Raw genomic sequence first — 14704 nt, 5'->3', positions numbered from 1 at the left:
AGAGTGGGGTATCATGCCGGTCGATTTTGACCTGAAGCGCCTTGCTCTGCCGGCTCGCCCCCGGCCTTGCGGCTGCTGGATACCCGATGACCCTGCCTGCTGACATCCCTGCCGACTTTATCCCGCCCCGCGTTCGCCCGGCGGATCGGCTCGGCTTTACCTTGTTCCTGGCGGCCCTGATTCACCTGGCGCTGATCCTGGGCCTTGGCTTTTCCTTCGCCAAGCCTGAAGAAATCCGCCGGACCATGGAAATCACCCTGGCCACCTTCAAGAGCGAAAAAGCGCCCGAGAAGGCCGACTACCTGGCCCAGGACAACCAGCAAGGCAGTGGCACCCTGGACAAGAAAGCGGTGCCGAAAACCACCGAGATTGCGCCATTCCAGGACAGCAAGATCAACAAGGTGACGCCACCACCGGCCGCCAAGCCTGAAGTGAAACCCCAGCCGGCGCCGCCCAAGGCCGTGGTCACCACCCAGGCGCCCAAACCGCAAAAAGTCGAAACGCGCCCCAAAGAAGTCAAGCCGCAGCCCAAGCCCAAGGCCGCCACGCCTGATTTCGACAGCTCGCAGCTGTCGAGCCAGATCGCCAGCCTTGAGGCCGAGCTGTCCCAGGAACAACAGCTCTACGCCAAGCGCCCGCGCATCCACCGCCTCAATGCGGCCTCGACCATGCGCGACAAGGGCGCCTGGTACAAGGACGAGTGGCGCAAAAAAGTCGAGCGCATCGGCAACCTGAACTACCCCGACGAAGCCCGCCGGCAACAGATCTACGGCAACCTGCGACTGATGGTCTCGATCAATCGCGACGGCTCGCTCTATGAAGTGCTGGTACTGGAGTCTTCCGGCCAGCCGTTGCTGGACCAGGCTGCCCAGCGCATCGTGCGCCTGGCCGCCCCTTTCGCACCATTCACGGGTGACCTGGCCGATATCGACCGCCTGGAAATCATCCGCACCTGGCGCTTCGCCCGCGGCGACCGCCTGTCGAGCAATTGATACCCGTAGGCGCGGGGAAAAGCAGGCTTGTCAGTCCGGCGCCCCAACGCCACACTATCAAGCATGAAAAACCTCAGCCCGAGTTACCTCAAGCACCAGTTCCTGATCGCCATGCCGCACATGGCTGACCCGAACTTCGCGCACACCTTGACCTACATCGTCGAGCACAACGCCAATGGCGCCATGGGGCTGGTGGTCAATCGGCCGCAGGACCTGAACCTGGCCGACATCCTTGAACAACTGCGCCCCGACGTCGAACCGCCCGCCAATTGCACGCAGATCCCCATCTACATGGGCGGCCCGGTACAGACCGACCGTGGCTTCGTGCTGCACACCACCGACAAGACCTTCCAGGCCACCGTCGAGCTGGAAGGCATGTCGCTGTCCACGTCCCAGGACATCCTGTTTGCCATCGCCGACGGCTTCGGCCCCCAGCAGAGCCTGATCACCCTCGGCTACGCCGGCTGGGAAGCCGGGCAACTGGAGGCAGAGCTGGCCGACAACGCCTGGCTGAACTGCCCGTTCGACCCCCAGATCATCTTCGGCATGACCAGCGAACAACGCCTGGCAGCCGCCGCCGCGAGCCTAGGCATCAACCTGAGCCTGCTCACCAGCCAGGCGGGGCACGCCTGATGAGTGAAGTACGCCTACTGCTGGGCTTTGACTACGGCAGCCGCCAGATCGGCGTCGCCGTCGGCCAGGTGATCACCGGCCAGGCCCGCGAGCTGTGCACCCTCAAGGCCCAGAACGGCACGCCCGACTGGACCCAGGTGGAAAAACTGATCAAGGAGTGGAAGCCCGACGCCCTGGTGGTCGGCCTGCCCTTGAACATGGACGGCACCCCCAGTGAAATGAGCGAGCGCGCCGAGAAGTTCGCCCGACGCCTGAACGGCCGCTTCAACCTGCCCGTGCACACCCACGACGAACGCCTGACCACCTTTGAAGCCAAGGGCGAGCGCATGGCCCGTGGTGGCCAGCGCGGCAGTTACCGCGACAACCCGGTGGACGCCATTGCCGCCGCCCTGCTGTTGCAAGGCTGGCTGGAGGCCAATACCGGGCAGTCCTGACCCAGATCATCGGATTCAAGCCGGGCCAGCGCTATGCTCCCGGCCTCTTGAGGAGCAAGCATGAGCCTACCCAATCCCGCCGAACTGATCCGGCAGATGGCCGTCGATCTTCGTGCCCATCTGGCCCGTCGCAACATTACCGAGCCGCGCTTCATCGGCATCCGTACCGGGGGCATCTGGGTTGCCCAGGCGCTGCTGGAAGAGCTGGGCAGCGACACCGCCCTCGGCACCCTGGACGTGTCCTTCTACCGCGACGACTTCAGCCAGAATGGCCTGCACCCTCAGGTGCGCCCTTCGGACCTCCCGTTCGAGATCGAAGGCCAGCACCTGGTCCTGGTGGATGACGTGCTGATGAGCGGTCGAACCATCCGCGCCGCCCTCAATGAATTGTTCGATTACGGCCGCCCAGCCAGCGTGACCCTGGTCTGCCTGCTGGACCTGGATGCCGGCGAATTGCCAATCCGGCCAAATGTGGTCGGTGCCACCCTGTCGCTGGCCGCCCATGAACGGGTAAAATTGACCGGACCCGCACCGCTCGCCCTCGAGCGCCAGGACCTCGCCTCCGCTTCCGCACTTTAAGAGTCCCTCGCGATGACGCCAATCGACGCCAAGCGCCCGCTGCAGCTCAATGATCAGGGCCAGCTGCGCCACTTTCTCTCGCTCGACGGTTTGCCCCGCGAACTGCTGACCGAAATCCTCGACACCGCCGACTCCTTCCTTGAAGTCGGCGCCCGGGCCGTCAAGAAAGTCCCGTTGCTGCGCGGCAAGACCGTCTGCAACGTGTTCTTCGAGAACTCCACCCGCACCCGCACCACCTTTGAACTGGCGGCACAGCGGCTGTCGGCCGACGTGATCACCCTGAATGTGTCGACCTCCTCGACCAGCAAGGGCGAAACCCTGTTCGACACCCTGCGCAACCTTGAAGCCATGGCCGCCGACATGTTCGTCGTGCGCCACGGCGATTCCGGTGCCGCGCACTTTATCGCCGAGCACGTCTGCCCCGAGGTGGCGATCATCAACGGCGGCGACGGCCGTCACGCCCACCCGACCCAGGGCATGCTCGACATGCTGACCATTCGTCGGCACAAGGGCGGCTTTGAAAACCTCTCGGTGGCCATCGTCGGCGACATCCTGCACTCGCGCGTCGCCCGCTCGAACATGCTCGCCCTCAAGACCCTCGGCTGCCCGGACATCCGCGTGATCGGCCCGAAAACCCTGCTGCCGATCGGTATCGAACAGTACGGCGTGAAGGTCTACACCGACCTGGAACAGGGCCTCAAGGACGTCGACGTGGTGATCATGCTGCGCCTGCAGCGTGAGCGCATGGCCGGTGGCCTGCTGCCCAGCGAAGGTGAGTTCTACCGCCTGTTCGGCCTGACCACCGCGCGCCTGGCCGGTGCCAAGCCCGATGCCATCGTCATGCACCCGGGGCCGATCAACCGCGGTGTGGAAATCGAATCGGCAGTGGCCGACGGCGCCCATTCGGTGATCCTCAACCAGGTCACCTACGGCATTGCCGTGCGCATGGCGGTGCTGTCCATGGCCATGAGCGGGCAGACCGCCCAACGTCAATTCGAGCAGGAGAACGCCCAGTGACCCTCAGTATTCTCGGCGCCCGGGTCATTGATCCCACCAGCGGCCTGGACCAGGTCACCGACCTGCACATCGATGCCGGCAAAATTGTCGCCCTGGGCGCAGCGCCGGCCGGTTTCACCCCGGCCCGCAGCATCGACGCCACGGGCCTGATCGCCGCGCCCGGGCTGGTCGATCTCAACGTCGCCCTGCGCGAGCCGGGCTACAGCCGCAAGGGCAGCATTGCCAGCGAGACCCGCGCTGCCGCCGCCGGTGGCGTCACCAGCCTGTGCTGCCCGCCGCAGACCAAGCCGGTACTCGACACCTCGGCAGTGGCCGAGCTGATCCTCGACCGCGCCCGTGAAGCCGGGCACAGCAAGGTCTTCCCGATCGGCGCCCTGAGCAAAGGCCTGGAAGGTGAACAACTGGCCGAGCTGATTGCCCTGCGCGATGCCGGCTGCGTAGCGTTCGGCAATGGCCTGAATGCGTTCGCCAACAACCGTACCCTGGCTCGCGCCCTGGAATACGCCGCCACCTTCGACCTGACGGTGATCTTCCACTCCCAGGACCGCGACCTGGCCCAGGGTGGCCTGGCCCACGAAGGTGCCATGGCCAGCTTCCTCGGCCTGCCGGGTATCCCGGAAACCGCTGAAACCGTGGCCCTGGCGCGCAACCTGCTGCTGGTGGAACAAACCGGCGTGCGTGCACACTTCAGCCAGCTGACCAGCGCCCGCGGTGCCCGGCTGATCGCCCAGGCCCAGGAGCTGGGGCTGCCGGTCACCGCCGACGTGGCGCTGTACCAGTTGATCCTCACCGACGAAGCGCTGCGTGATTTCTCCAGCCTCTACCACGTGCAACCGCCGCTGCGCACCCATGCCGACCGTGATGCTCTGCGCGCGGCGGTAAAGTCCGGGGTGATCCAGGCGATCTCCAGCCACCACCAGCCCCATGAGCGCGATGCCAAGCTGGCACCTTTCGGTGCTACCGAGCCAGGCATCAGCAGCGTCGAATTGTTGCTGCCGCTGGCCATGACCCTGGTCGAAGACGGCCTGCTCGACTTGCCAACGCTGCTGGCGCGCCTGTCCAGCGGCCCGGCCGACGCGCTGCGCCTGCCTGCAGGCCAGCTCAAGGCTGGCGGTGCAGCAGACCTGGTGTTGTTCGACCCGAATGCCTCCACCGTTGCCGGTGAGCAATGGCGCTCCAAGGGCGACAACTGCCCGTTCATCGGGCATTGCCTGCCAGGCGCCGTGCGCTACACCCTGGTTGACGGGCACATCAGCCACGAAGCCTGACACGCTCGCGGGGCAAGCCCGCTCCTACCCGTAGGAGCGGGCTTGCCCCGCGATTGCCATTGAAGGTTGAAATTCTTCCCTGCACCCCCATATGAGTCTGCATCAGGCATTTTCGCCCCGCTGCGTGGAGACTCTCCCTTGACCACCATCGTTTCAGTTCGCCGCCACGGCAAAGTCGTCATGGGCGGCGACGGCCAGGTTTCTCTCGGCAACACCGTGATGAAAGGCAACGCCAAGAAAGTCCGTCGCCTGTACCACGGCCAGGTCATCGCTGGCTTCGCCGGTGCCACCGCCGACGCATTCACCCTGTTCGAGCGTTTTGAAGGCCAGCTGGAAAAACACCAGGGCCATCTGATCCGTGCCGCTGTAGAGCTGGCCAAGGAATGGCGTACCGACCGTTCCCTGAGCCGCCTGGAAGCCATGCTCGCAGTCGCCAACAAGGACGCTTCGCTGATCATCACCGGCAACGGTGACGTGGTCGAGCCCGAAGACGGCCTGATCGCCATGGGTTCCGGTGGCGCCTACGCCCAGGCCGCCGCTCGCGCCCTGCTGCAGAAGACCGACCTCTCGGCCCGTGAAATCGCCGAAACCGCATTGAACATCGCCGGTGACATCTGTGTGTTCACCAACCACAACCTGACCATCGAGGAGCAGGACCTGGCCGAGTAACTCAGCTGTTCTGGCGCCCGGCCACAGTGGCCGGGCTTTTCCACGCTGATTTATCGAGCCCAAGGACCATCACTACCATGTCCATGACCCCCCGCGAGATCGTCCACGAACTCAACCGCCACATCATTGGCCAGGACGACGCCAAACGTGCCGTCGCCATCGCCCTGCGCAACCGCTGGCGCCGCATGCAGCTCCCTGCCGAGCTGCGCGTTGAAGTCACGCCCAAGAACATCCTGATGATCGGCCCGACCGGTGTCGGCAAGACCGAAATCGCCCGTCGCCTGGCCAAGCTGGCAAACGCCCCGTTCATCAAGGTCGAAGCGACCAAGTTCACTGAAGTCGGCTACGTTGGCCGTGATGTCGAGTCGATCATCCGTGATCTGGCCGATGCCGCCATCAAGATGCTGCGCGAACAGGAAATCATCCGCGTAGGCCACCGCGCCGAAGACGCTGCAGAAGACCGCATCCTCGATGCCCTGCTGCCACCGGCGCGCACTGGTTTCAACGAAGACCAGGTCAACACCCAGGACTCCAACACCCGCCAGCTGTTCCGCAAGCGCCTGCGCGAAGGCCAGCTGGACGACAAGGAAATCGAGATCGAAGTGGCCGAGTCCATGGGCGTCGACATTTCCGCGCCACCAGGCATGGAAGAGATGACCAACCAGCTGCAGAACCTGTTCGCCAACATGGGCAAGGGCAAGCGCAAGAGCCGCAAGCTCAAGGTCAAGGAAGCGCTCAAGCTGGTACGCGACGAAGAAGCCAGCCGCCTGGTCAACGAGGAAGAGCTCAAGGCCAAGGCCCTGGAAGCGGTCGAGCAGCACGGTATCGTGTTCATCGACGAGATCGACAAGGTGGCCAAGCGCGGCAACGTCGGCGGCGCTGACGTCTCCCGCGAAGGTGTGCAACGTGACCTGCTGCCGCTGATCGAAGGCTGCACCGTGAACACCAAGCTGGGCATGGTCAAGACCGACCACATCCTGTTCATCGCTTCCGGTGCGTTCCACCTGAGCAAGCCAAGCGACCTGGTACCCGAGCTGCAAGGCCGCCTGCCAATCCGCGTCGAACTCAAGGCCCTGACCCCGGAAGATTTCGAGCGCATCCTCAGCGAGCCGCACGCCTCGCTCACCGAGCAATACCGCGAGCTGCTCAAGACCGAAGGCCTGAACATCGAGTTCGCTGCCGAAGGCATCAAGCGCCTGGCCGAAATCGCCTGGCAGGTCAACGAGAAGACCGAGAACATCGGTGCCCGTCGCCTGCACACCCTACTCGAGCGTCTGCTTGAAGAGGTGTCGTTCAGCGCCGGCGACCTGGCCAGCGCCCACAACGAAGCGCCGATCCGCATCGACGCCGAGTACGTCAACAGCCACCTGGGCGAACTGGCGCAGAACGAAGACCTCTCGCGCTATATTCTCTAAAGCGGCAAGTGGTGAGCTACAAGCTGCAAGGTGACGAGCGCTGGACGCTCTCTCTTGCAGCTTGTAGCTTGCAGCTGATAGCCCAAGAGTTCTTACCCAATGCCCAGACTTCCTACCGGTATCACCCTGCATAAAGCCTCCAAGACCCTGTCGCTTACCTACGGGCCTGATGAGGTGTATCACCTGCCCGCCGAGTTTTTGCGGGTGCACTCTCCCTCCGCCGAGGTCCAGGGCCACGGCAATCCCATCCTGCAATTCGGCAAGCTCAATGTCGGTCTGTCGCAGATCGAACCGGCTGGCCAGTACGCACTGAAACTGACCTTCGATGACGGCCACGACAGCGGCCTGTTCACCTGGGAGTACCTGGAGCAGCTATGCCTGCGTCAGGACCAGCTCTGGGCCGAGTATCTCGATGACCTGGCAAAAGCCGGAAAATCCCGCGACCCATCCGAGTCGATCGTCAAGCTGATGCTCTAGTCCGGGCCCTCCAGGGTTTAGAGCGCATTTTCTAATTCTATCTGCTTGAATGCCTGCTCAACGGCCAATGAATGGCCGTCTTGCGCATCACCCCAAAGTCGGGTAACCAATGGATCTGGCAAGTTCCCTGCATCGTATTCGGCGCAGGGTCGGGCCGGAATGTAGAGGTCGCGAGCGAAAGCAGGCTGTCTTCACACGCAGAAAACCCCGCATGGCTCATCCTCGTTTGCATCCGGCCGCAGGACCGCAGTTCGTTATCACTGGTCACCCGAGCAGCAGTACCGGGCACTCGTCTGTGTAACGCCCACAGCAGGCCGGTACTCGTCTCAGGACAACGGAGCGTCGTAGATGAGTAACAAGAACAACGATGACCTGCAGCGCCAAGCCTCGGAAAACACCCTGGGTCTTAACCCGGTAATCGGCTTGCGTCGAAAGGATTTGCTGACATCTGCTCGAATGGTGCTGCGCCAGGCCATCCGGCAACCGCTGCACAGTGCCAAGCATGTCGCTCACTTCGGCATGGAACTCAAGGATGTGATCTTCGGCAAGTCGGGGCTGCAACCGGAGAACGACGACCGTCGCTTCAACGATCCGGCCTGGAGCCAGAACCCGCTGTATCGCCGCTACCTGCAAACGTACCTTGCCTGGCGCAAGGAGCTGCACCACTGGATCGACACCAGCAACCTTTCCGACCAGGACATCAGCCGCGGCCATTTCGTCATCAACCTGATGACCGAAGCCATGGCGCCGACCAACTCCGCAGCCAACCCGGCAGCAGTCAAACGCTTCTTTGAAACCGGTGGCAAGAGCCTGCTCGACGGCCTGTCTAACCTTGCCAAGGACATGGTCAACAATGGCGGCATGCCCAGCCAGGTGAACATGGAAGCCTTCGAGGTCGGCAAGAACCTGGGTACCAGTGAAGGCGCCGTGGTCTTTCGCAACGACGTGCTGGAACTGATCCAGTACCGGCCCATTACCGAGCAGGTCCTGTCCCGGCCGCTACTGGTGGTCCCGCCACAGATCAACAAGTTCTACGTCTTCGACCTCAGTCCCGAGAAGAGCCTGGCGCGCTTCTGCCTGCGCTCCAACGTGCAGACCTTCATCGTCAGCTGGCGCAACCCGACCAAGGCCCAGCGCGAATGGGGCCTGTCGACCTACATCGACGCTCTCAAGGAAGCGGTCGACGTGATCCTGGCGATCACCGGCAGCAAAGACCTGAACATGCTCGGCGCCTGCTCCGGCGGCATCACCTGCACCGCGCTGCTCGGACACTATGCCGCACTGGGCGAAACCAAGGTCAATGCCCTGACCCTGCTGGTCAGCGTGCTCGACACCACCCTCGACAACCAGGTGGCCCTGTTCGTCGACGAGCAGACGCTCGAGTCCGCCAAGCGCCAGTCCTACCAGGCCGGCGTACTGGAAGGCCGCGACATGGCCAAGGTGTTTGCCTGGATGCGGCCCAACGACCTGATCTGGAACTACTGGGTCAACAACTACCTGCTCGGCAACGAGCCACCGGTGTTCGACATCCTGTTCTGGAACAACGACACCACCCGCCTGCCCGCCGCCTTCCATGGCGACCTGATCGAAATGTTCAAAAGTAATCCACTGACCCGTGCCGATGCACTGGAAGTGTGCGGAACACCGATCGATCTGAAGAAAGTCACCGCTGACATCTACAGCCTGGCCGGCACCACCGATCACATCACCCCCTGGCAGGCCTGCTACCGGTCGGCCCAGCTGTTTGGTGGCAACGTCGAATTCGTGCTGTCCAACAGCGGGCATATCCAGAGCATTCTCAACCCGCCTGGCAACCCCAAGGCACGCTACATGACCAGCAGCGAGCGGCCGGCGTGCGTCGTTGAATGGCAGGACAATGCCCACAAGCACACCGACTCCTGGTGGCTGCATTGGCAGAACTGGCTGACAGAGCGTTCCGGTGAACTGAAGAAAGCACCGACACGCCTGGGCAACCGGGCCCATCCGTCCGCCGAAGCGGCACCGGGTACCTACGTGCACGAGCGCTGATACATCCGACCGCCGTGGCCACCGCCAGGCCACGGCGCCTCACCCACCACAGGGCTTCGCGCATGCCGCAACCGTACATATTCAGGACCGTCGACCTGGATGGCCAGACCATCCGCACCGCGGTTCGTCCCGGCAAGCCGCATTTGACGCCATTGCTGATCTTCAATGGCATCGGCGCCAACCTGGAACTGGTGTTCCCGTTTATCCAGGCCCTGGACCCGGACCTGGAAGTCATTGCCTTTGACGTGCCCGGGGTGGGAGGCTCATCCACACCCCGGCATCCCTATCGTTTTCCCGGGTTGGCCAAGCTCACCGCGCGCATGCTCGATTACCTGGACTACGGCCAGGTCAACGCCATCGGTGTGTCCTGGGGCGGGGCCCTGGCCCAGCAGTTCGCCCACGACTATCCCGAGCGCTGCAAGAAGCTGGTGCTCGCCGCCACCGCCGCCGGCGCGGTGATGGTGCCGGGCAAGCCCAAGGTGCTGTGGTTGATGGCAAGCCCGCGGCGTTACATCCAGCCCTCGCATGTCATCCGCATCGCGCCGCAGATCTATGGCGGTGCCTTTCGCCGCGACCCGGACCTGGCCATGGCCCATGCCGCCAAGGTGCGTTCCTCGGGCAAGCTGGGTTACTACTGGCAGCTGTTTGCCGGGTTTGGCTGGACCAGCATCCATTGGCTGCACAAGATCCAGCAGCCCACCCTGGTGCTGGCTGGCGACGACGACCCGCTGATCCCGCTGATCAATATGCGCCTGCTGGCCTGGCGTATTCCCAATGCCCAGCTACACATAATCGACGATGGTCACTTGTTCCTGATTACCCGGGCCGAAGCCGTGGCCCCGATCATCATGAAATTCCTCCAGCAAGAGCGCCAACGCGCCGTCATGCACCCTCGGCCCGCCCCCAGCTGAGAAGCAGCGAACCCGAGCCCTCGGCAGGATGCCAGGCGGCCCGGTGCGCGGCATGAGGTTGGTGCCGCTCTTGCATTGATCTATTTGTTGATGGCCTGACGACGGAGTGTTGCCTGATGAAAGACAAGCCCGCGAAGGGGTCGGTACCGGTCCCCGCCACCTATATGAACGTGCAGAGTGCGATCAGCGGCCTGCGTGGTCGCGACCTGCTTTCAACGCTGCGCAATGTCAGCCGGCACAGCCTGCGTCATCCGCTGCACACGGCCAAGCATGTGCTCGCCCTGGGCAATCAGTTGGGCCGTGTGCTGCTCGGTGATACCCCTCACCAGCCCAATCCGCGCGACAACCGCTTCAAGGACCCGGCCTGGAGCCTCAACCCCTTCTACAGCCGTGGCCTGCAGGCCTACCTTGCCTGGCAGAAGCAAACCCGCCAGTGGATCGACGAAAGCCAGCTCGATGCCGATGACCGCGCCCGCGCGCACTTTCTCTTCGCCTTGCTCAACGATGCGATGGCGCCAAGCAACTCCCTGCTCAACCCGGCGGCGGTCAAGGAGCTGCTCAACTCCGGCGGCCTGAGCCTGGTACGCGGGGTTCACCACCTCATCGACGATCTTCGCCATAACGACGGCCTGCCGCGCCAGGTAAACCCCGACGCCTTCGAGGTCGGCAGAAACCTGGCCACCACTCCCGGCGCAGTGGTGTTTCGCAACGAGCTGCTGGAGCTGATCCAGTACAAGCCGATGAGCGAAACCCAATACGCCCGGCCGGTACTGGTGGTGCCGCCGCAGATCAACAAGTTCTATATCTTCGACTTGAGCCCGGGCAACAGCTTCGTCCAGTACATGCTCAAGAACGGCTTGCAGACGTTCATGGTCAGCTGGCGCAACCCCGATCCACGCCACCGCGAGTGGGGCCTGTCGAGTTATGTCGAGGCGCTGGAGGAGGCCATGAACGTGTGCCGGGCAATTACCGGCAGCCGCGAAATCAGCCTGATGGGCGCCTGTGCCGGTGGCCTGACCATGGCGGCGCTGCAGGGCCACCTGCAGGCCAAGCGCCAGTTGCGCCGGGTGAGCAGCGCCACCTACCTGGTCAGCCTGCTCGACAGCCAGATCGACAGCCCGGCCAGCCTGTTCGCCGACGAACAGACGCTGGAGGCCGCCAAGCGCCGTTCCTACCAGCAAGGTGTGCTCGATGGCCGGGAGATCGCCAAGGTCTTTGCCTGGATGCGCCCCAACGACCTGATCTGGAACTACTTCGTCAACAACTACCTGCTGGGCAAGGCACCACCGGCCTTCGACATCCTCTACTGGAACAACGACAACACCCGCCTGCCGGCTGCCTTGCACGGCGACCTGCTGGATTTCTTCAAGCACAACCCCCTGGCCCATGCGGCAGGCCTTGAGGTCTGTGGCACCCCCATCGATCTGCAGAAGGTCAATGTCGACAGCTTCAGCGTGGCCGGCAGCAACGACCACATCACCCCGTGGGATGCGGTCTACCGCTCAACCCTGCTGCTGGGGGGCGACAAGCGCTTCATCCTGGCCAATAGCGGCCATGTACAGAGCATCCTCAACCCACCGGGCAATCCCAAGGCGCATTACGTCGACAACCCCCGCCTGAGCAGTGACCCACGGGCGTGGCTCTACGACGCCAAGCAGATCGACGGCAGCTGGTGGCCCCAGTGGCTGGAATGGATTCAGGCCCGCTCCGGTGCGCAGCGCGAAACACTGATCACCCTGGGCAACCAGAATTACCCTCCCATGGACCCCGCCCCTGGCACCTACGTGCAGGCGCGCTGAACAAGTAGAACGGATGAAAACCCGCGACCGTATTCTGGAATGTGCCCTGCAGCTGTTTAACCAGCAGGGCGAACCGAATGTCTCGACACTCGAGATTGCCAACGAAATGGGCATCAGCCCGGGCAACCTGTACTACCACTTCCACGGCAAGGAGCCGTTGGTGCTGGGCTTGTTCGAGCGCTTTGAAGACGAGCTGACCCCGCTGCTCGACCCGCCGCTGGAGGTGCGCCTGGATGCCGAGGACTACTGGCTGTTCCTGCACCTGATCGTCGAGCGCATGGCCCAGTACCGCTTCCTGTTCCAGGACCTGTCGAACCTGACTGGCCGCCTGCCCAAGCTGGCACGTGGCATGCGCAACCTGCTAAACGCCCTCAAGCGCACCCTGGCGGCGCTGCTTGCCAGCCTCAAGGCCCAGGGGCAGGTGACCAGCGATACACGGGCACTGGGGCAATTGGTTGAGCAGATCACCCTGACCCTGCTGTTCTCCCTGGACTACCAGCGGGTGCTGGCCCGTGAAGGTGAAGTGGGGGTGGTGGTGTACCAGGTGATGATGCTGGTGGCGCCGCACCTCGAAACGGATTCCAGGCATGCCGCGGAGCAGATTGCGTTGCGCTATCTGGGTGGCTGAAAGCATCGCGGGGCAAGCCCGCTCCTGCAACCTCTGCAGGAGCGGGCTTGCCCCGCGACAGATCCGCCTGAAAATCAGGACGGGTTGATCGGACTCACCGAAGCCAATGGCGCAGGTGCGGCCGGTGCAGCCGGTGCCGAAGTGGCAGCAGGTACAGCGCTCGGTGCTGGTGCTGCACTGACGGCCGGTGCTGCAGGCTTGGCTGCTGCTGGCTTGGCCGGTGCTTTCTTCACCGCAGGCTTTTTCGCCGCGGCAGGTTTTGCTGCCGCTTTGGCTGCTGCCGGCTTGGCTGCAGGTTTAGCAGCCGGCTTGGCCGCTGCAGTCTTCGCAGCTGCAGGCTTGGCTGCCGCTTTCGGCGCAGCCTTGGCCAGTGGCTTGGCTGCAGTCTTGGCGGCCGCAGGCTTGCTGGAAGCCGGCTTGACCGAGGCACCGGTCAGTTTCTCGATCTGCTTGGTCAGCGTGTCGACCTGCTGGTGCAGCGCCTTGACCTCATTGCGGCTCGGTACGCCCAGACGCGAAATGGCACTGTTCAGGCGCTTGTCGAAAGCTTCTTCGAGTTCGCTCCACTTGCCCAGTGCGCGGTCTTTCACATCACCCACCCGAGAGGTGGCCGACTTGGCCGAAGCCTTGGCCGCGTCAACGGATCCCTTGGCCTGCTTTTCAGCCTTCTCACCGTCCTTGACCAGGGACTCGAAGAGCTTGTTGCCGTCCTGGTCGATCTTGGAGTAGATACCCAAACCAGCCAGCCAGATCTTGCGGGAGTACTTCTCGATCCCCCCGACCCAGGAGCTGCTTCCTTTATCGCTATTCTTCTTGCCAGCCATCCCGATCTCCTTATTGTTTACGCGCGACACGTTCGAGCAATGCCGTCAGCTCATCGAGCTTGGCAGAAAGTGCCTCCACGTCATGTTTAGACGGAATGCCGATACGATTCAAGGCACTGGCAACCCGTGTGTCGAAAGCCTTTTCGATTTTATCGAGCTGGACTTCGACCTTGCCCTTCACACTGGAGATCTCGCCCTTGACCGACTCGATCTGGCTATTGGCTGCATCGAGCTCATGGTCGATACGCTTCTTGCTGCGCTTCTCGACGGTTTCGCCGGCCTTGACCAGCTCTTTCAGGTAGTCGGCACCTTCCTGACCCACCCGGACATAAGCGCCCAGGCCTGCCAGCCAAATCTTGCGCGCGTAGCCGCGCACCTCACCCAGCGTACGCTGGGCGTCGTCTTTCTTCTTCAGGATCACTTTGGCCATGCTCTGCACCTCACGCTCGAATAGATATGGAGGAACTGCCCATGGAAGTTGGGCTTGAGCATAAGGTAGGGAGAAAAATTAGAAACGGCACACTAATAAAGGGCAGCTGCAAGCTTTAAGCTTCAAGCGGCAAGTAGGAGCAGCGGTGATCTTGAAACCTTCGCCCTCCTCCCGCTCACCGCAAACCACTTGCAGCTTGCAGCTAAAAACTCCCCCCTTGAGCCGCTAGGCGAGCGCCTTCTCGAGAGCCCGCTCGATCTCGGATTTGATGGTTCCGCTCATCATCGACAACATCATGCCCAGCTTGAGTTCGACTTTGATGGTGTCTTCGCCGATCTGCACGCTGCCATTGGCGCCACTGCGCTTGACCTCGACCCGGTCGCCGTCCCAGCGGGCAGTGAGGTCGTATTCGCGGGCCAGTTTGTCGACCAGGGCCTGGGCCTTTTCCCGAGCCGCTTGGCGGCCCAGGCTGTGTTTGCGTTCAACGCTGATCTGGGTCATTCGTTCAATCCTGGGTTCAGAGGCATACTGACTATTATGCCCGCCCCCCACCTGCGACACACCCCGCCAAGACAAATCCGACCGTACGCCCTAGAATGG

The 14704-nt window shown here is 63.0% G+C and carries 16 protein-coding genes; 13 read left to right on the top strand and 3 right to left on the bottom strand.

The genetic code is table 11. The features are described 5' to 3' along the window. The first annotated feature begins 86 nt into the window (after positions 1-86). From U9R80_RS01825 to U9R80_RS01765, 13 genes are all read left to right on the top strand, one after another. A complete protein-coding gene (locus tag U9R80_RS01825) occupies positions 87-992 on the top strand; it encodes an energy transducer TonB (RefSeq protein ID WP_301838398.1) in 906 nt (301 codons plus the stop codon). Positions 993-1055: 63 nt separating this feature from the next. Further along, positions 1056-1625 carry a YqgE/AlgH family protein gene (locus U9R80_RS01820; protein WP_301838399.1) on the top strand — a complete coding sequence of 190 codons (570 nt, stop codon included), beginning with the start codon at positions 1056-1058 and terminating at the stop codon, positions 1623-1625. Next, complete coding sequence (gene ruvX / locus U9R80_RS01815; RefSeq protein ID WP_028945576.1) at positions 1625-2059, top strand: Holliday junction resolvase RuvX; 435 nt, start codon at positions 1625-1627, stop codon at positions 2057-2059. Before U9R80_RS01820 ends, ruvX begins: the two co-directional genes overlap by 1 nt. A gap of 60 nt (positions 2060-2119) precedes the next feature. Continuing rightward, positions 2120-2638, top strand: a complete 519-nt coding sequence (pyrR, locus tag U9R80_RS01810) for a bifunctional pyr operon transcriptional regulator/uracil phosphoribosyltransferase PyrR (RefSeq protein ID WP_301838400.1) — start codon at positions 2120-2122, stop codon at positions 2636-2638. A 12-nt stretch (positions 2639-2650) separates the two neighbouring features. Continuing rightward, positions 2651-3655 carry an aspartate carbamoyltransferase catalytic subunit gene (locus U9R80_RS01805; protein ID WP_038997542.1) on the top strand — a complete coding sequence of 335 codons (1005 nt, stop codon included), beginning with the start codon at positions 2651-2653 and terminating at the stop codon, positions 3653-3655. Then, positions 3652-4923: a dihydroorotase gene (locus U9R80_RS01800; RefSeq protein ID WP_301838402.1), complete on the top strand. Its 1272-nt coding sequence runs from the start codon at positions 3652-3654 to the stop codon at positions 4921-4923. Before U9R80_RS01805 ends, U9R80_RS01800 begins: the two co-directional genes overlap by 4 nt. Before the next feature lie 138 nt (positions 4924-5061). Further along, the gene (gene hslV, locus U9R80_RS01795; RefSeq protein WP_028945572.1) at positions 5062-5592 is read left to right on the top strand and encodes an ATP-dependent protease subunit HslV; all 531 of its coding nucleotides are present in this window, start codon (positions 5062-5064) and stop codon (positions 5590-5592) included. 77 nt (positions 5593-5669) lie between these two features. Then, positions 5670-7007: an ATP-dependent protease ATPase subunit HslU gene (gene hslU, locus U9R80_RS01790; protein WP_028945571.1), complete on the top strand. Its 1338-nt coding sequence runs from the start codon at positions 5670-5672 to the stop codon at positions 7005-7007. Between the two features lie 99 nt (positions 7008-7106). Further along, positions 7107-7484 (top strand): DUF971 domain-containing protein, encoded by a 378-nt coding sequence (locus U9R80_RS01785; protein ID WP_301838408.1) that lies wholly within the window; start codon positions 7107-7109, stop codon positions 7482-7484. 348 nt (positions 7485-7832) lie between these two features. Further along, positions 7833-9512: a class II poly(R)-hydroxyalkanoic acid synthase gene (gene phaC / locus U9R80_RS01780; protein WP_301838409.1), complete on the top strand. Its 1680-nt coding sequence runs from the start codon at positions 7833-7835 to the stop codon at positions 9510-9512. A 62-nt stretch (positions 9513-9574) separates the two neighbouring features. Next, positions 9575-10423, top strand: a complete 849-nt coding sequence (gene phaZ, locus U9R80_RS01775; protein ID WP_301838411.1) for a poly(3-hydroxyalkanoate) depolymerase — start codon at positions 9575-9577, stop codon at positions 10421-10423. A gap of 116 nt (positions 10424-10539) precedes the next feature. Next, the gene (gene phaC / locus U9R80_RS01770) at positions 10540-12222 is read left to right on the top strand and encodes a class II poly(R)-hydroxyalkanoic acid synthase (protein WP_301838413.1); all 1683 of its coding nucleotides are present in this window, start codon (positions 10540-10542) and stop codon (positions 12220-12222) included. 13 nt (positions 12223-12235) lie between these two features. Beyond that, the gene (locus U9R80_RS01765) at positions 12236-12850 is read left to right on the top strand and encodes a TetR/AcrR family transcriptional regulator (RefSeq protein ID WP_301838415.1); all 615 of its coding nucleotides are present in this window, start codon (positions 12236-12238) and stop codon (positions 12848-12850) included. Between the two features lie 74 nt (positions 12851-12924). Here the strand turns inward: U9R80_RS01765 and U9R80_RS01760 are convergent, their stop codons facing one another. The 3 genes from U9R80_RS01760 to U9R80_RS01750 all read right to left on the bottom strand — a co-directional run bounded on the left by U9R80_RS01760 (position 12925) and on the right by U9R80_RS01750 (position 14605). After that, positions 12925-13674 (bottom strand): phasin family protein, encoded by a 750-nt coding sequence (locus U9R80_RS01760; protein WP_301838416.1) that lies wholly within the window; start codon positions 13672-13674, stop codon positions 12925-12927. Between the two features lie 10 nt (positions 13675-13684). Next, a complete protein-coding gene (locus U9R80_RS01755) occupies positions 13685-14104 on the bottom strand; it encodes a phasin family protein (protein ID WP_301838418.1) in 420 nt (139 codons plus the stop codon). A gap of 225 nt (positions 14105-14329) precedes the next feature. Then, positions 14330-14605 (bottom strand): polyhydroxyalkanoic acid system family protein, encoded by a 276-nt coding sequence (locus tag U9R80_RS01750; protein WP_301838420.1) that lies wholly within the window; start codon positions 14603-14605, stop codon positions 14330-14332. Positions 14606-14704: the final 99 nt, after the last annotated feature.

This window comes from Pseudomonas sp. JQ170C (assembly GCF_035581345.1).
In the GTDB taxonomy this organism is placed as follows: Bacteria; Pseudomonadota; Gammaproteobacteria; order Pseudomonadales; family Pseudomonadaceae; genus Aquipseudomonas.
The sequence above is the reverse complement of the archived record's forward strand: the minus strand, read 5'-3'. Positions and strand labels throughout refer to the sequence as shown.